This is a genomic window from Prevotella sp. S7 MS 2 (genome assembly GCF_000762865.1).
Lineage (GTDB): Bacteria > Bacteroidota > Bacteroidia > Bacteroidales > Bacteroidaceae > Prevotella.
On record NZ_JRPT01000001.1, the window covers coordinates 17,789 to 33,342 of the forward strand.

Consider the following 15,554-nt stretch of genomic DNA (forward strand, 5'->3'; position numbering starts at 1 on the left):
ACTCACTCTTAACTCCTAACTTTCACAATATTCTCCCAGCACGGTGAGTTCTTTTACCAAGGGAGTTATGGCATCTATCGACTGTCGGTATCGTGTCAAATTGTTGAATGTGAGGTCTATATAGAACAAATATTCCCACTCATGACCGATAATTGGCAACGACTGTATCTTCGTAAGATTGATGTTATAGAAACTCAATATCGTCAGTATCTTACTCAGACTACCTTCTTCATGAGGCAGAGAGAATACCAAGTTCGACTTGTTCGACTTCTCCAAAGAGCGTAGGAAATCAGCCTTCTGTGGCGTACTCACAACCAAAAAGCGCGTATAGTTGTGCTTATTATCGTGAATATCTTCTTGTAAGATACGCATTCCGTACAGCTTGGCAGCATACGTTGAACAGATAGCAGCCCATCCATGGACTTGATGCTTGGCTATATATTCAGCCGAGCCTGCGGTATCTTCCGCCTCAACAGCTTTCATTTCAGGATGATTAGCAAGGAATTGTCGACACTGAGCAAGGGCAACCGGGTGGGAATGAACCTCTGTTATGCTGCTCCAATCGTCGTCAGGCAAACAACATATAGCATGTTCTATGTGCAGCTTATGCTCACCAACAACCGTCACACCTGAGTTACGAAGAAGTTCATAATTATGTAGCAAACTGCCGGCAATGGTATTTTCGATAGCCAACATACCAATAACAGTAGGGTCACGACGAATGTTTTCAAACACTTCTTCAAACGTTCCACAACATATTAATTGTATCTGTTCGCCTTCAAAGTATTGATGTGCGGCAATGTCATGAAACGAACCACGCTCTCCTTGTATTGCTATTCTCTTCATATCTGGTTTTCTCTATACTCCGGATAAGTTTATTCCGGTAAAACAAAAACGGTCCTCACTCTGATAAGCGGGACCGTTTCGTTATTTCGTTTGTCTTTTTTCTTAAGTTAAAATCTACACGCAACTTCCCGCTTCACAAATTCTTGCAAAGTAAAAATAAAAGTAATAAAAAGATGCATAAGACTTATTCATGCTTTATTTCTTTATTCTGTTGTGTTTATATTTGCCTACAAAAGTAGAATAATAATTTTATCTATCCAAGAAAAATGCTCAAAAATATGGCACACAAACTACAATTCGATATTTAGAAGCCATACGGATTGTTCGCCCGATATTTATTTTCCATCTTCTGTTGAAGTGTTCCCGGCTCATTTTCATCAGCTTGCTGGGATATTCCCGATGCTACTGCCAGTTCCTGAGCCTGCTGTTCGTCGGCTTCAGCCTCAGCTATCTTACCTACCAATCGAAACATACCTGCACGTTCTTGGAATGCTGCTTGACAGAAAGGATTAACTCCTATTACCTTATTATAATAAATAATAGCATCCTCGGTATTTTCTCGCTTTGCCTCTATTCTAGCTTTCAAGAGCAACACATCTTCATTTTCAGCCACATGCTCCAGCAACCATTGCACGTCTTCATCGGCTTCGGTGAGTGCATCTTCTTTCAAATGTATTTCGCCACGAAGCAAGTAAGCATCGCCATATTTATCGTTCAGACCAATAGCCTTGGTCAACATAGCCACCGCGTTTGAGCTATCTCCCTGTCCCATACAAGCCTGTCCATAGAGATAATGTACCTCTGCACTGTCGTTATCTATCAACAATGCCTTCTCACAGGCATCACCCATAGCCTGATAATCGTCCATCATATAGGCCACATTTGCCATTCTCAAAAGAATCTTTTGGTTGTCGGGCGCCTTCTCAGCCATCTTTTGCAATTGCTCATAAGCCTGTAATGGCTCATTGACCATCATGAAAGTCTGCGACAGGTAATCCCTTATCTCCAAGTCTTCCTGTCTCTCCAGCGCATGCTCGAAACAACGAATGGCATACGAAGCATTCCCTGTCTTCATAGCACGAACACCATCATACTTCAGCACCTCGAAATCTTTCTCTTCTTGGTGCTTCTTTTCTTCCTCACTATCTTCGGTCTTTCCACCGAACAAAGCCCTTAAAAAATTCATTCTATTTTAGTTTTTCATAAGCACTTACAGGCACAATATCGGTGCGTTCCCACTTAGGCCAACTGCTACTCTCAATATATTTTTCACCTGCTTTACGGTACGACATAAAGAAGAAACGTGCATTGATATAGCCATCAGTGCCATCCTTAGCCAGTACATAACAATAAGCACGCTTGCGATATCCCGTTATCTTGCCTCCTTCTTTTACCGCCGTATTCAACCATTCCATCTGTGGAACGACAGCGCTAACAATTGTTGCATTGGGATATTTCTTCTTAAAGGCAGCCGTTGACAAGTCTATCAAGGTCTTATCATCACTGGGATTACCCTTCGCAAAGAGGTCGGTGGTATAGATTGGCATATATTTTACGCCATCAATTTCCTTCAAATCAGCATCTTTATCCACTCTATCATCAAATCCAATGGCGTCACCCAACTCGTGTCCGGCATTTACCATTGTCGTCTTTGTTTTCTTCCAGAACTTTGAAACCTTCTTACCAAAGTTCTCCTTCTGCGTCGTATTCTGTGCATGCACCGGCATACCAATCAGTAAAAGTGCTGCTAAAAATCCCATCACTGTTTTCTTCATCATTGTTATGCTTATTAGTTAGTTGGGCAAAAATAGCAAAATCCACCTGATACACCAAACTTATTCAATTTTATTAGGAAAAACTTCATTTGTATAAATTTAACACCTCGGAGTCACATTTGTTACTCATTCCTATCCAACTTTATACTTATATTTGCATCATCAAACATCATAAACGTCAAAAAAAGGAATATAACCGTATGGCAAATTCAATGAAAGAACATCTTCCGGAGATTGAACAAGAAAGGATGAAGGCGTTGCTCGACATCGAGGAGAAATACGAAACCGGTGCATTATCGCTCGAAGAGGCTAGAAAAGAACTGGCTTTGCGCGTGGGTAAAATACGCCCTTACCACATCGCCTTCGTAGAACAGAACATGATGGAAGCCGACGATGACGAATGCGTACGCGTGGATATGCGCATGACACTGCAACTACTAGATGGCATCCTTGACACTTCGCGCCCCAAACTTCCACCTTCTCATCCGCTCATGCACTACTATCGGGAGAACGACGAGATGCGCAAACTACTCTTGGCTGTAGAAGATTTGATTCAATATCCGATGATTAAGAACCAATGGCTGGAACTTTACGACCGGATAGGGCAGTACCCTATTCACTACAAACGTAAACAAAACCAGCTCTACCCGATGTTGGAGAAGAAGGGATTCACACGCCCTACAACCACCATGTGGAACTTCGACGATATCGTAAGAGACGAGATACGCGACTCACAGAAGCTCCTTAACGAAACAGACGAGGATAAATTCATCGCACTGCAGCGCACGCTCATCGACCATTGTCGCGACTTGATGGAGAAAGAAGAGGCCATCCTCTACCCCACTTCGCAGGCTCTGATTACCGAAACAGAGTTCGAAGAGATGAAAGAGGGCGACCAAGAGATTGGGTTTGCATTCTTCCAAGTGGAACATCCTACTGCAAAAGCAGAGCCGAGACACGCCGCTGCCGACGGATTCGCAGCCGAGTTACAGCAACTCTTGGGCAAATATGGCTACAATTCGGGGAGTAATGACAAGCTTGACGTGACTACCGGAAAGCTCACACTCGACCAAATCAACCTCATCTATAAGCATTTGCCCATCGACATATCGTTTGTCGACGAGAACGAATTGGTTTGTTTCTACTCGGACACCGACCACCGCATATTCCCTAGAAGTAAGAATGTGATAGGCCGAGAAGTGATGAATTGCCATCCACGCAAGAGTGCCCACATCGTAAGAGAGGTGATAGACAAGTTGCGGAGCGGCGAGCAAGACCGCGCAGAGTTTTGGATTAACAAGCCCGATTTGTTTATCTACATCATATACATAGCTGTGAGAGACAAAGAAGGAATGTTTCGTGGCGTGCTAGAGATGATGCAAGACTGCACGCACATACGCTCGCTCGAGGGTTCTCAGACACTGCTTACATGGGCCGGAGAGACGCCTGAACCTACTACACAAACCGTGGAAGATGAGGCAGACGACACAGAAGGGGTGGACGAAATCACTCGCAAAACCAGACTCAAAGACCTGCTGAAACAGTATCCCGGCTTGAAAAAACGCTTACCGGAGATTGCACCGGAGTTCAAAATGCTCAGTTCGCCGCTCGGAAAGATTATCGCCGCCAAGGCCGATGTACAGATGATGAGCGACCGTTCGGGTCTGAAACTAGACTACTTGATAGCCCAATTGGAACGTCTCACAAGCGAATTGAAACAATAGTTTCTCACACTTGGTCGGCTGCAAAGGCCATGCAGCGTCATTGCAAGAGCCTGACAGCAATGCCGCCAAGGCTAGACGGCGATGCTGCCAAGGCTCTGCAGAGAATTAACAGACGCGCTGACAAGCTGACGAATTAACGATTCGGGGCAACAAGACGACCTAGCCGAGATTACGATATAAGAAATGATAAAAACAAAAAGAGGGGGCTTTGCCATTTGCTACCAAGCATCCGGCATAGCTCCCTCACTGTTTTTGGACATTCAGTCCTTATTCTTCTTAATCTATATTGATAGTCAATCCCAAAGAAACTTGTATCTTACGCGTATATAAACTTGGAAAATCAGTTATGCGCTCAAACGTTCTTAGTATATTATATTGCGCTTGTGCATACAGTCCAAAAGTTTCATTGAGACTATAACGAAGCCCACTGTGCACATCAAATACACGAGACCCTATGCCCACACCGGTATAGAAATCGATTGTGGAAGGCAGCTTGAGTGCATCGTCCCAATGTATATCGACAGGAAAAGACAGGTCAACACCATTAACAAAGTCTGGTTCGTCGTCAGATTCAGACTTTCCTATAAACAACACAGAGCCTTTCATACCCACTGATACCCAATCACTCATGCCCCAATCATAGCACAATTCTACACCCGAACGGCCACCTACATTGAGATAACCGGCCGAAATCTTTCTGTCCAAATCGCCATCATAGGCTTGGGCAGATGCAGAAATCGAGATTCCTAAAAGCAGTATGATGAAAGCTATATATCTATACCAAGTTCTCATTTGATGGTGTATTTATTCACGTAAACAACCTTACGACGATCCCCGGTCTGCGTATTTTTAACCACATGTGTGCCGTATACCAAGAAGTTGTCGCCATACCAGTGACTCGAATTAGCATATTTGCCCTTCTTTACTTTTTCGTCTTCATTGTCGGTTTCGATGACTTCCTCCGTACGATCTTTGACTACCGCACCGGTTTGGTTATTAAACAGCTTCATCACAATGCGTTTCTTATCAGCAAATAGCATCTTAGCTCCGGCATCACTCAGACTAGTCGAAATAAATCTCTTGACGTAATATGGTTTGGTACGAGGTGCCATCTCAAAGCTATTATCCCACACCACATCACCTTGAGGATTGAATTTCACAAGAATAGCATGCGTATAGGCATAGCCATCGAACTCTCGAACCCATGTCCTACCAATCATCACCATTCGATAAGTGGGGTAATAAGCCTCACCAAGATAGAAATAATCCTTCCCATCGCTCATAATCTTGTGCGATGCCATGAAGTAGTTCCGCGTATATTCCTTACCCTCTTTAGCTTTCTTCTCTTTCTTTCGTTCTATCTTTTTCTGAGCCCTTTCACTCATATAATCAGCAAAATGCTTCAAATCAAGATAGTTATAGAACTTCAAGAAGCTAAAATTCCAGTCCTTCAGCTCACCGAAATAGATACCCTGCGAGCCCACTTTCTTCGTAGCATAGGTTCCTGTAACAAAGTATTTGTTACCGACTTTCGAGATAGAAGCAGACACTAGCTCTTGGTCGATATCCTTTGTAAGCAGCGTAGCACCCAACTGTTTACCTTGCATATCGATACGTGAAAGATACACTTCGCGTTCCGCACGCACGAAAGCATAGACGATTCCATCTATCACCTGCGTCTCCAAGATAAACACATTCTTGTCTTTTACTCCCTCAAAGTGAATATCGGCATACTTGCAATCACCCGTCTTCATATCGATAATACCCACACGCTCCAGTTTCTTCACGGTAGAACTGAACACCGCATAGCCGTCGACAATCTGTATATTACGCATGGTACCCTTCTTAGCATACTCACCTTCAGTCATTTTAACCTTACGCGTTTTAGCATCAAAAGCCAAGATGGCAAATTCACCACTACGTTCTCTCAACACCGTATAGAGAGTTCCGGCATCAAATATATTAGAGTGGATGTACATACGCTTATCTACCAACAGCGAATCAGTGCTGATTGGCTTCATTGCTGTAGAGAAAAATTGCATCTTAAAAAATCGCTTCCCATCTTTAGAATCTTTGGCAAAAGACTGTACCATCAATCCCTTATCCTCCATCGGGACAATGTTCTCGTCTTCATAATCATCTTTTGCGCTGAACTCCAAACGCCCTGTTATTTGCGCAAAGCTACAGCCCAAGGAGCCAAACAGCACCATACACATCAACAATAAAACCTTTTTCATGTCTACACTTTGATTTAGTTATAAATTTCATTGGCAAATATAGGAAATAAAAGAATTGCATCCAAGCAATTCTAAAACAATAATTTACATCTTCATCTAAATGTCGTATGATTAGTTCCAAATAAGTGCAAATTATCACTAAAGTTGTTTGTAGGTCTTGGTTTTTATTTTCTAAAAGTCTAACTTTGCCCATGATGAAAAGAAAGGTACTCATAGTAACTATCCTACTTGGACTTTGTACTATTAGCAAAGCCCAACAGACCGCAGACACCACAGCCACCGTGCTGCAGCCGCCTGTACCAATGTCATACGCCATGACACCTTATCATTATTATGGGTGGGGCCTCCATAAGGGACTGAACGTCCAATTAGGCCTTTCCGCTTTTGCTACTTTTGGCAAAAATGTACCCCATCGTGGAGGCTTCACACAAAGCTTGAGTGCAACTTACCTGACTCCGCTGACCAAGAATAATAAACTTTGGCTGGCAGCAGGAGGCTATGTTCAGAACATCAACTGGGGTAGCGACTCCTATAGAGATGGGGCTCTTTATGCTGCATTAGGCTACCGTTTCAACGAACATTGGGAAGCTTGGGTGTATGCAAAGAAGAATATAGCCAACAATTATGGTAATCGTTACTCTTCATTCTACCATCCCGGCTATTGGTATCATGGTCCCATGGGCGGCATGGGAATGTTTACCGGTGACGCAGATGTAGTTGGAGCAGCTGTGAAATACAACATCAATCCAAACATTTCTATCCAAGTGAATGTGGAAGGAGCGCATTACAACAACAAAGACTTCCAGTATTTCGACCAATACAACTACCCTTTAAGCAAGCCTTAAAGCCAAAATAATATCAATTATTCATCGCTCCACAAGACGGACAGCGCCCTTTCTTCGACATCAGAGCACCACAATTCCCGCACGTATAACGCACATATCCCGTCTTCAAATAGCATTTGAGGGCGAAATAGAAGTATAGTACAAGCAGTGGATAGCCTATATAATATAAGGTAGTAATGCTAAACACGATGTAATCGGCAGCACAAACTGCAGCCAATCCACTTAGATATGTGAGCGCAGCTCCAAACTTTAACTGGTGACGAGTATCGTCAAAAGCAGCCAATCCCACTATCAACATGGCCCAAACCAAAGCAAGAAAGATGCCAAGGATAGGCGGAACAGAGAATGGATTCAACGTGGGATGGAAATAGAAATGCCTCCATGTATCGGGCGCAAAGAGTTGAATACTTGCATACAGAGTCGCAGCTGTAGCCACAACAAGTGTCAACAATGTAGGATAAAACGAATTAATATCACGCAAATGTACGATACGTGCTCGCTGACGAAGTATCCTCCGCAACCAATAAACGACTCCGATGATACTGATGACGACCAAGAATATGAGCAAATGGACATCGGAAAAAGTGGAGATAAATTGTGAAATGGGATCATCGGGCACCACCTTTGGCATGAGTTTCGACTCATGTATCCATCCAAACGTATTCTGATCACGTGCCAACTGTACCCATACCGAGTCGACAGAATCATTCGGCAGCACCCGAATATCAGCTACAACCAAATGGTCATGCTTATATACGACCACTGAATCTGTCATCAAATCGGACATAGACTCTTCAGGTTGCTGCTGTATCAAGACGATAGAATCGCTCTTAACTACGAAGTTATAGTTGTTGGTATAGTGGTGTGTGCTCTGAAAAGAGAGCGAATCCAGTTGTCGCGCACTGTATTGTACCATTGCATCGGGCTTAGTTCTCTTCTTATGATAGCACGAAGAGACCATCATTATCAATAATAATGGTAATACACTGGCAATGATTCGATGTACCGATTTATTCTGCATAGATGTTCATTTGGCATTCCTTACAATTAAACTCCAACTCAAACCGTCGGCCATCTCCCAACACCAACTTGAGCGGTTCTTTCCATTCGGGTTTTCGTCCGCCATGCTTGACACAATAACCAAGCGAGAAACGAATGCAATGACGGCATTGCATGATCAGCGCATTGGACTTTGGCTCCACTTCAAAGGCCTTCCCTACCCTTGTCATTCCTTGCTTTTCATAAAATTGTTGAGCCAAGTGGTTGCTCACATTATATAAATATAAATGCTTCTTATATTCCGGTGTCCACGCCAAAGAGCCTATTCCTACTTCTTGCTTTTTCTTATTTTTTGCAGCAATCGGCACTTCGGCAACTGATAACTGTTCTACCAATTGCCTACGCATATCAGTTAATACACTCGAAGGCAAGAAGTAACGATCGACTCCATCGGCCACTGTCACCTCATCACAAAGATAGGGTGTATTGCCTAACTTGGATAGTTGACGAATAATATTATCTCGTTGTGGCTTCTGAGCCTCCTGATGTGCGAAGTCTACTGTAACGGTTTTACCTTCGGCCATCAACGAGAAACCATTCTCAGTAAGTCCAAACGACATCTTTATTTTGATTTTCCGCTCGGCTGTTTGTCCCGATAATGTCTTCTCAAATACCACGTCGTTGTTGCGATACAACCGCATTCCGGGCTTTAAATGAGTCGGCATCTTCAACGGGTAAAGCCTGTTTCCCTCTGCTCGATTTACTCGGAAACCTTCCAATTCCCTATTCGTATTGATGAAACAGAATCCGTCTCCATTGGCAAAGTTGGCCGTTCCAGCCACATTGAAGCTGTTATGACGTATTTCTTTCACCGTCCCGACAAACTCCCCCATAGCTTTGGGCGTATCAAAACTAGCTATAGCAGACTTTCGGCCATTCAAGAAATAGTTGGTAAAACCACGATTAAAAGTCTTTTGTAAGTTGGGCTCAAAGTTGTAACTCACCTCACCTCTTGACGCCCTACAATACTTTTCAGGATATTTCTGTACCAATTGATTGAGTCGTTTGCTATAGGCAGAGACCACATTCTTTACATATCCCACATCTTTCAAGCGTCCTTCTATCTTAAACGAGCATGCACCAGCTTCAGCCAAAGGTTCAAGTTGCTCGATTTGGCACATATCTTTAAGCGACAACAAATACCGCTGATGCTCTATCTCACGACCTGTCGCATCTACCAAATCAAACTTCATACGACAAAATTGTGCACATTCGCCACGATTAGCACTACGATTAAAACAATGTTGAGAGGCATAACAAACACCCGAATAACTCACACACAACGCACCATGTACAAAGACTTCCAACTCTACATCGGGATTCTGTTCATGAATAGAGACTATTTCGGCCACCGAAAGTTCGCGTGCTAGCACCGCACGCTCGAACCCAATAGCCTGCAACCACTTCACCTTCTCGGCCGTACGAGTATCACATTGTGTACTGGCATGCAATGCCGGCAACCTCAAATCGGGTTCTTCCTCATGTAATTGTCGGAACATCTCTACCATTCCCATATCTTGCACCAAGACAGCATCTACTCCAATACGAGCCAATTCGCGGATAAGCGACTTTGTATCGGCTAATTCCTGTTCATAAATAATGGTGTTGACTGTCACATAAATACGTACCCCAAACTGATGGGCATACCTACATAATTGTGCAATATCGTCTATAGCATTGCCGGCAGCAACCCTCGCACCGAAGTGAGTGGCTCCGATATAGACGGCATCGGCCCCATGTGCAATGGCAGCCAAGCCACACTCCAAGTTCTTAGCAGGTGCCAAGAGTTCCAACGTACGTATTTTTTCCATCAGCGAATATCGTCTATATTATAAGGAGTCTCCTGATATACGTAATAATTTATCCAATTGTTATAGAACAAGTTGGCATGTGCACGCCAGCTCACAATAGGCTCTAGTGCCGGATTATCATCATGATAATAATTCCGGGGTAACTCTACATCATCTCGAATATTCTTATCTCGCTTATATTCTTTGTCCAAAGTGTCGGGTGCATATTCCAAATGTCCGGTGATAAAGAATTCCCGTCCGCCACGCGCCATCACCACACTAACTCCACTCTCGGCCGATTCCGCGATAATATCCAGTTCGGGATGCTTCTCTATATCTTCACGATGCACTTCTGTATGTCTGCTTTGAGGCATGTTAAATTCTTCATCGAAGCCTCTAAAGATAGGCAATTGCGGTGCTATAGTCTTCTGTTTGAAGATACCGAACATTTTCTTATCCAACCCATATTTGGGCACATCGTAGAAATGGTATAGCCCTGCCATTGCCCCCCAACATAGGTATAGCGTACTCGTAACATGCGTACGAGCCCAATTAAAGATACGAATTATTTCCGGCCAATACTCTACTTCCTCATAAGGCATGGTTTCAATGGGTGCTCCGGTAATTATCATTCCGTCGAACTTCTCACGAGACAGAGCTTCAAAATCACGATAAAACATCATCATATGTTCCACCGGCGTATTCTTCGGAGTATGACTTTTCAACTTCATGAAGTAGATTTCAAGCTGCAAAGGTGTGTTTGATAGCAACCTGACTAAATCGGTCTCGGTCGTTATCTTGAGCGGCATCAAGTTGAGTACCACAATCTTTAGAGGTCTGATTTCCTGATTGTGCGCACGCGTCTCATCCATCACAAAGATATTTTCTTGCTTTAATATCTCTATCGCAGGCAGTCTGTCTGGTAATCGTAACGGCATTTATGTTCCTTTCAATCTATAAAACTCCTCGCAAAGATAGTGCTATTCATAGATATAACCAAATAAAATTGCAGCATCTGAAAGCGCATATTACAATCCAAACTCATTTACTAGTCTACTTAGTAACTTATCCATTACTTCGTTGCAGAGGCACATCAGCGATGCTGCAAAAACCAAACAGCAAGACTGCCTCGACTTGCCAGCAGTCCTGCCGTAGCCTTGCAGTAACCTCACCCCGTCCCTCTCGCAAGGAGAGGGAGACTGGTTCGAGCCACTCATTGGATGCTCCATCGCCTTGATTGACAGCAAACACCATATGCTGGAAGCAACAATCTTTGACTGCACCGTGCTAATGTTTCACCTCAATAGAGAATTGAAAATATGAAAAACAGAAGCTATGTATTGGACAAAAACAAAATATAACTATCTTTGTAGAAGCAAAGACTGCACTCGACAATCTGAGAATACATTTTCATTGCGCTCGTTTGCACTTCCTTTGTAAACATATCATGATTATCAGTAATTCTAAAAATCAATATCAAATGAAAAGACTATCTATTTTATTATTAGCATGTTGCGCCACACTTCTATTGTTGGCACAACCTGCACGACCGAAACTTGTGGTGGGACTTGCTATCGATCAAATGCGGTGGGACTACCTTTACTATTATTACGACCAATATGGTAAGGGCGGATTGAAGCGCTTGCTCAACGAAGGGTTTAGTTGCGAAAACACTATGATAAACTATATCCCGACAGTAACAGCCATTGGCCATACATCCATCTATACCGGTTCTGTGCCTGCTCTTCATGGTATTGCCGGCAACAACTTCCATCTAGGTAATAAAAAAGTGTATTGTTGCGAAGACAAAACTGTGCAAACCGTGGGTAGCAATAGCAAGGAAGGGATGATGTCGCCACGCAATATGTGGGCTACAACTATCGGAGACATGCTCAAAATGGCTACCGATGCCAAGTCGAAAGTGATAGGCGTAGCACTCAAAGACCGCGCTTCCATATTCCCAGCCGGTCATGCTGCCGATGCCGCTTATTGGTGGGACCACAGCTCTAGAGGCTATATCACCAGCACCTATTATATGAAGCAACTGCCAGCATGGGTAGAAAAGTTCAACAAGGCCAACCGCCCGGCTAAGGATGTAGACATTACCGGCATTCCCGATGGAGTGACCAGTACGTTCAAAATGGCCGAAGCTACCATCAAAAACGAGCAGATGGGTATGCGTGGACAGACCGATATGCTCTGCATAAGTGTATCATCGACCGACATCATCGGGCATAAATACGGCACACGTGGCAAGGAAAACCACGATGTCTATATGCGCTTAGACAGGGATTTAGCAGAGTTTTTCAATTATCTAGACCGCAAAATTGGTCGTGGCAACTACCTCTTCTTCCTCTCGGCCGACCATGCCGGTGCTCACAATCCAAACGTATCACGCAGTCACAACATTCCTGCTGGTGGTTGGGATTATAAAGCTACCATGACAGCACTCAACAATCATCTGCAACAGAAATTCGGTGTAGCCGACCTCTTCAACGACATTTACTCCACAGCGATGTATCTAAACCACGATGTTACCAAGAAAGCCGGCCTTGACGAAAAGGCTGTTAAGGCTGCAGCAGTAGACTATTTGAAGGCCGATTCACAATTTGTATATGTGGTAGATATGGATAACATTGCCTCAGCTCCTATCAATTCCATTGTGCGCGAACGTGCTATTAATGGCTATTGCCGCGGTAGAAGTGGTGAGCTATTAGTTATCCAACGTCCTAACATGCTACCTTTCAAGGTTGCAGCCGACTACATCGGTACGTCACACAGTGCATGGAATCCCTACGATTCCCACATTCCACTTGTATTCATGGGATGGAACGTGAAACATGGCCAGACCTCTACGCCGACCTATATCACCGATATTGCACCCACTGTCTGCCAGATGCTTCACATACAAATGCCTAATGCTTGTGTTGGCAACGCTATATTGAAAGTTGTAGAATAAGAATCTTACGGTATATAAAGAATAAAACCGGCATCTCAACAAGGGATGTCGGTTTTATTATATTGTTGAAGTTTCGCTATCATGCTCAACTTCAGCATTATTTGGAGTAAAACGCCTGTCAGGCGTTGGAGTTACAAAGGGGAGTTAATAGACATTTGTCTGTTTACTCCAAGGCTTTTTGAGGCTTTTACTTCTACTAACTCCTGATGACTCCCGAACATGTCATACTTGAGCTATATTATAGTAGGTATATCTTACCAAAGCTGCAAACGCTCGCTTTCAGGGATAAACATCTTATCTCCCTGCTTCACATCGAAAGCCTTATACCAAGCATCAATATGAGGAAGAGCACCATTTACACGCCATTCGCCCAGTGAGTGAGGATCGCTCTTCACACGGTTACGAATTTCTTTCTCAGTGATATTCTGTCCCCATACACCGGCATAAGCAATGAAGAAACGTTGATCTGCGGTGAATCCTTCTTTAGTTTTCAAAGGCTTCTTGGCTGTAGCATTCTTGTAAGCATAGTAAGCTAACTGAAGGCCTCCGTGGTCTGCAAGGTTCTCACCCAATGTTAATCGACCGTTACCTTTAAGGTCTGGCAACACATTAATATTGCTAAAGAAGTCGGCATACTTATCTGTACGCTCCTTGAAATTGGCTGCATCGCTGGCTGTCCACCAGTCTTTCATATTACCATCCTTATCATATTGACGTCCCTGATCATCGAATCCGTGAGTCATCTCATGACCGATAACCACCCCGATAGCACCATAATTAAAGGCATCATCGGCCTTAGGATCGAAGAACGGATACTGCAAAATACCAGCGGGGAAGCAAATCTCGTTAGTCGTAGGATTGTAATAAGCATTCACTGTCTGCGGAGTCATACCCCATTCGTCACGGTCTACCGGTTTGCCGGCTCTCTTTTCGATATGGCGAACACTCCAAAATTCGGTACAAGCCATCATATTTTCGTAGTAAGACTTAGCCGGATCAATGATCAATCTTGACATATCTTCCCACTTATCAGGATAACCTATCTTCACATAGAAGGCATCCAACTTTTCATGAGCAGCAGCCTTTGTTGTGTCGCTCATCCAAGTTTGTGCATCTATACGCTGTCCGAGAGAGATTTGTAAGTTGCGAACAAGTTCCTTCATACGCTTCTTGCTTGATTCCGGGAAGTAACGCTCAGCATACATTTTACCCAACGCCTCGCCCAGAACACTCTCTACTTGATTAGTAGCTTTCTTCCAACGAGGATAATCAACCTTACGTCCACGCATGGTTTTACCAAAGAAATCGAAATTGGCAGCAATCACCTCGTCGCTCAAATAAGAAGCTGACGATTGAATAAGATCCCACTCCATGAGGGCACGAAGGTCGTCGGCAGAGAGCACTGCGGTCAATTTATCGACGCCGGCCATGAATGCTGGCTGTCCTACAACCATCTCTTGGATATAGTCGACCTTCACACCACGAGCCTTAGACATGGCTTCCAAATCGATACCGGGATAGTTTTCCTTGAACTCGGCTAATGTCATCTTATTGTAATTAGCCTGTGGATCGCGCAGTTCTGTATTACTTTTGGATATCAAAGCCACTGCCGTTTCAAAACGCATGATAGCATCTCGGCGACTTTCGGCTTCTGTCTGAGAGAATCCGAAGAGCTGGAACATACGCACAATGTGCTTCTTATAAGCTTCACGAATATCGGCTGTGGCCGCATCGTTGTCTACATAATAATCTTTCTGACCCAAAGTAAGACCACCCTGATAGATGCTCAGAATATTCATCTTGGCATTTTTGTCATCAGCACCAAACCATGTACTGAATGGAACACCATATCCGAAAGTAGCATACTTGAGTTGCAAAGCCTTCAAATCGGCAATAGTCTTGGCACTTTCAAACTCCTTCATACGGGGCATCACAGGACTAACGCCCTCTTTGTTACGACGAACAGAGTCCATAGCCAGCTTATAAAGATCGCTCAACTTCTGCTCAGTAGTACCCTGCTTGAACTTTTTCTTGAGGAGTTCATCCAAGATAGAGTTGATACGTTTGTTGTTATCTTCTTGCAACTTGTCGAAACTTCCGTAACGACTATAGGCTGCCGGCAGTGGATTATTCTTCTGCCAACCACCTGTTGCAAACTCATAGAAATCGTCGGCAGGACGCACGGTCTTGTCAAGATTGGCTGCTTTAAGTCCCGTAGCATTCTGTGCCATACTCAATTCGGGCATGGCCACGAAAGCCAACATGGGAACAATCGTTTTTAAATTCATCATTTCGTTATTTGGATTATTGATATATTCG

Annotated in this window: 12 protein-coding genes; 3 read left to right on the top strand and 9 right to left on the bottom strand. The window is 43.7% G+C overall.

Annotation, left to right across the window (positions count from 1 at the left end; translation table 11 throughout):
* Positions 1-15: 15 nt before the first annotated feature.
* The 3 genes from HMPREF0671_RS00085 to HMPREF0671_RS00095 form a co-directional block, all read right to left on the bottom strand.
* Positions 16-846: a prephenate dehydratase gene (locus HMPREF0671_RS00085; protein ID WP_036895789.1), complete on the bottom strand. Its 831-nt coding sequence runs from the start codon at positions 844-846 to the stop codon at positions 16-18.
* A gap of 304 nt (positions 847-1,150) precedes the next feature.
* Positions 1,151-2,032 (bottom strand): lipopolysaccharide assembly protein LapB, encoded by an 882-nt coding sequence (locus HMPREF0671_RS00090; protein ID WP_036895791.1) that lies wholly within the window; start codon positions 2,030-2,032, stop codon positions 1,151-1,153.
* A gap of 1 nt (position 2,033) precedes the next feature.
* Positions 2,034-2,624, bottom strand: a complete 591-nt coding sequence (locus HMPREF0671_RS00095) for a Tat pathway signal sequence (protein WP_232223141.1) — start codon at positions 2,622-2,624, stop codon at positions 2,034-2,036.
* Between the two features lie 197 nt (positions 2,625-2,821).
* Between HMPREF0671_RS00095 and HMPREF0671_RS00100 the strand changes: the two genes are divergently transcribed.
* On the top strand, positions 2,822-4,345 hold the full coding sequence (locus HMPREF0671_RS00100; protein ID WP_036895977.1) for a DUF438 domain-containing protein: 1,524 nt from the start codon (positions 2,822-2,824) through the stop codon (positions 4,343-4,345).
* Between the two features lie 276 nt (positions 4,346-4,621).
* Here the strand turns inward: HMPREF0671_RS00100 and HMPREF0671_RS00105 are convergent, their stop codons facing one another.
* Both HMPREF0671_RS00105 and HMPREF0671_RS00110 read right to left on the bottom strand, forming a co-directional pair.
* Positions 4,622-5,137 carry a DUF6646 family protein gene (locus HMPREF0671_RS00105; protein WP_036895794.1) on the bottom strand — a complete coding sequence of 172 codons (516 nt, stop codon included), beginning with the start codon at positions 5,135-5,137 and terminating at the stop codon, positions 4,622-4,624.
* The gene (locus HMPREF0671_RS00110) at positions 5,134-6,582 is read right to left on the bottom strand and encodes a hypothetical protein (RefSeq protein ID WP_197421713.1); all 1,449 of its coding nucleotides are present in this window, start codon (positions 6,580-6,582) and stop codon (positions 5,134-5,136) included. The genes HMPREF0671_RS00105 and HMPREF0671_RS00110 overlap by 4 nt, the downstream gene beginning before the upstream one ends.
* A gap of 191 nt (positions 6,583-6,773) precedes the next feature.
* Between HMPREF0671_RS00110 and HMPREF0671_RS00120 the strand changes: the two genes are divergently transcribed.
* A complete protein-coding gene (locus tag HMPREF0671_RS00120) occupies positions 6,774-7,427 on the top strand; it encodes a hypothetical protein (RefSeq protein ID WP_052052700.1) in 654 nt (217 codons plus the stop codon).
* A gap of 13 nt (positions 7,428-7,440) precedes the next feature.
* Here the strand turns inward: HMPREF0671_RS00120 and HMPREF0671_RS00125 are convergent, their stop codons facing one another.
* The 3 genes from HMPREF0671_RS00125 to metA are packed head-to-tail and all read right to left on the bottom strand — an operon-like array spanning position 7,441 to position 11,214.
* Entirely contained in the window at positions 7,441-8,448 is a 1,008-nt protein-coding gene (locus HMPREF0671_RS00125; RefSeq protein ID WP_036895801.1) for a hypothetical protein, read from the bottom strand.
* Complete coding sequence (locus tag HMPREF0671_RS00130; RefSeq protein ID WP_036895980.1) at positions 8,438-10,288, bottom strand: U32 family peptidase; 1,851 nt, start codon at positions 10,286-10,288, stop codon at positions 8,438-8,440. The genes HMPREF0671_RS00125 and HMPREF0671_RS00130 overlap by 11 nt, the downstream gene beginning before the upstream one ends.
* An 8-nt stretch (positions 10,289-10,296) precedes the next feature.
* A complete protein-coding gene (metA, locus tag HMPREF0671_RS00135) occupies positions 10,297-11,214 on the bottom strand; it encodes a homoserine O-succinyltransferase (protein ID WP_036895803.1) in 918 nt (305 codons plus the stop codon).
* 542 nt (positions 11,215-11,756) lie between these two features.
* Between metA and HMPREF0671_RS00145 the strand changes: the two genes are divergently transcribed.
* Positions 11,757-13,235: an alkaline phosphatase family protein gene (locus HMPREF0671_RS00145; RefSeq protein WP_036895981.1), complete on the top strand. Its 1,479-nt coding sequence runs from the start codon at positions 11,757-11,759 to the stop codon at positions 13,233-13,235.
* Between the two features lie 254 nt (positions 13,236-13,489).
* On the opposite strand, the gene HMPREF0671_RS00150 is transcribed toward HMPREF0671_RS00145, so the two are convergent.
* On the bottom strand, positions 13,490-15,523 hold the full coding sequence (locus tag HMPREF0671_RS00150) for a M13 family metallopeptidase (protein ID WP_036895982.1): 2,034 nt from the start codon (positions 15,521-15,523) through the stop codon (positions 13,490-13,492).
* Between the last annotated feature and the right edge of the window lie 31 nt (positions 15,524-15,554).

Bases quoted from the DNA above. Each gene is read 5' to 3' on its own strand.
- HMPREF0671_RS00085 (WP_036895789.1), bottom strand. From the start codon at position 846: ATGAAGAGAATAGCAATACAAGGAGAGCGTGGTTCGTTTCATGACATT.
- HMPREF0671_RS00090 (WP_036895791.1), bottom strand. From the start codon at position 2,032: ATGAATTTTTTAAGGGCTTTGTTCGGTGGAAAGACCGAAGATAGTGAG.
- HMPREF0671_RS00095 (WP_232223141.1), bottom strand. From the start codon at position 2,624: ATGATGAAGAAAACAGTGATGGGATTTTTAGCAGCACTTTTACTGATT.
- HMPREF0671_RS00100 (WP_036895977.1), top strand. From the start codon at position 2,822: ATGGCAAATTCAATGAAAGAACATCTTCCGGAGATTGAACAAGAAAGG.
- HMPREF0671_RS00105 (WP_036895794.1), bottom strand. From the start codon at position 5,137: ATGAGAACTTGGTATAGATATATAGCTTTCATCATACTGCTTTTAGGA.
- HMPREF0671_RS00110 (WP_197421713.1), bottom strand. From the start codon at position 6,582: ATGAAAAAGGTTTTATTGTTGATGTGTATGGTGCTGTTTGGCTCCTTG.
- HMPREF0671_RS00120 (WP_052052700.1), top strand. From the start codon at position 6,774: ATGATGAAAAGAAAGGTACTCATAGTAACTATCCTACTTGGACTTTGT.
- HMPREF0671_RS00125 (WP_036895801.1), bottom strand. From the start codon at position 8,448: ATGCAGAATAAATCGGTACATCGAATCATTGCCAGTGTATTACCATTA.
- metA (WP_036895803.1), bottom strand. From the start codon at position 11,214: ATGCCGTTACGATTACCAGACAGACTGCCTGCGATAGAGATATTAAAG.
- HMPREF0671_RS00145 (WP_036895981.1), top strand. From the start codon at position 11,757: ATGAAAAGACTATCTATTTTATTATTAGCATGTTGCGCCACACTTCTA.
- HMPREF0671_RS00150 (WP_036895982.1), bottom strand. From the start codon at position 15,523: ATGAATTTAAAAACGATTGTTCCCATGTTGGCTTTCGTGGCCATGCCC.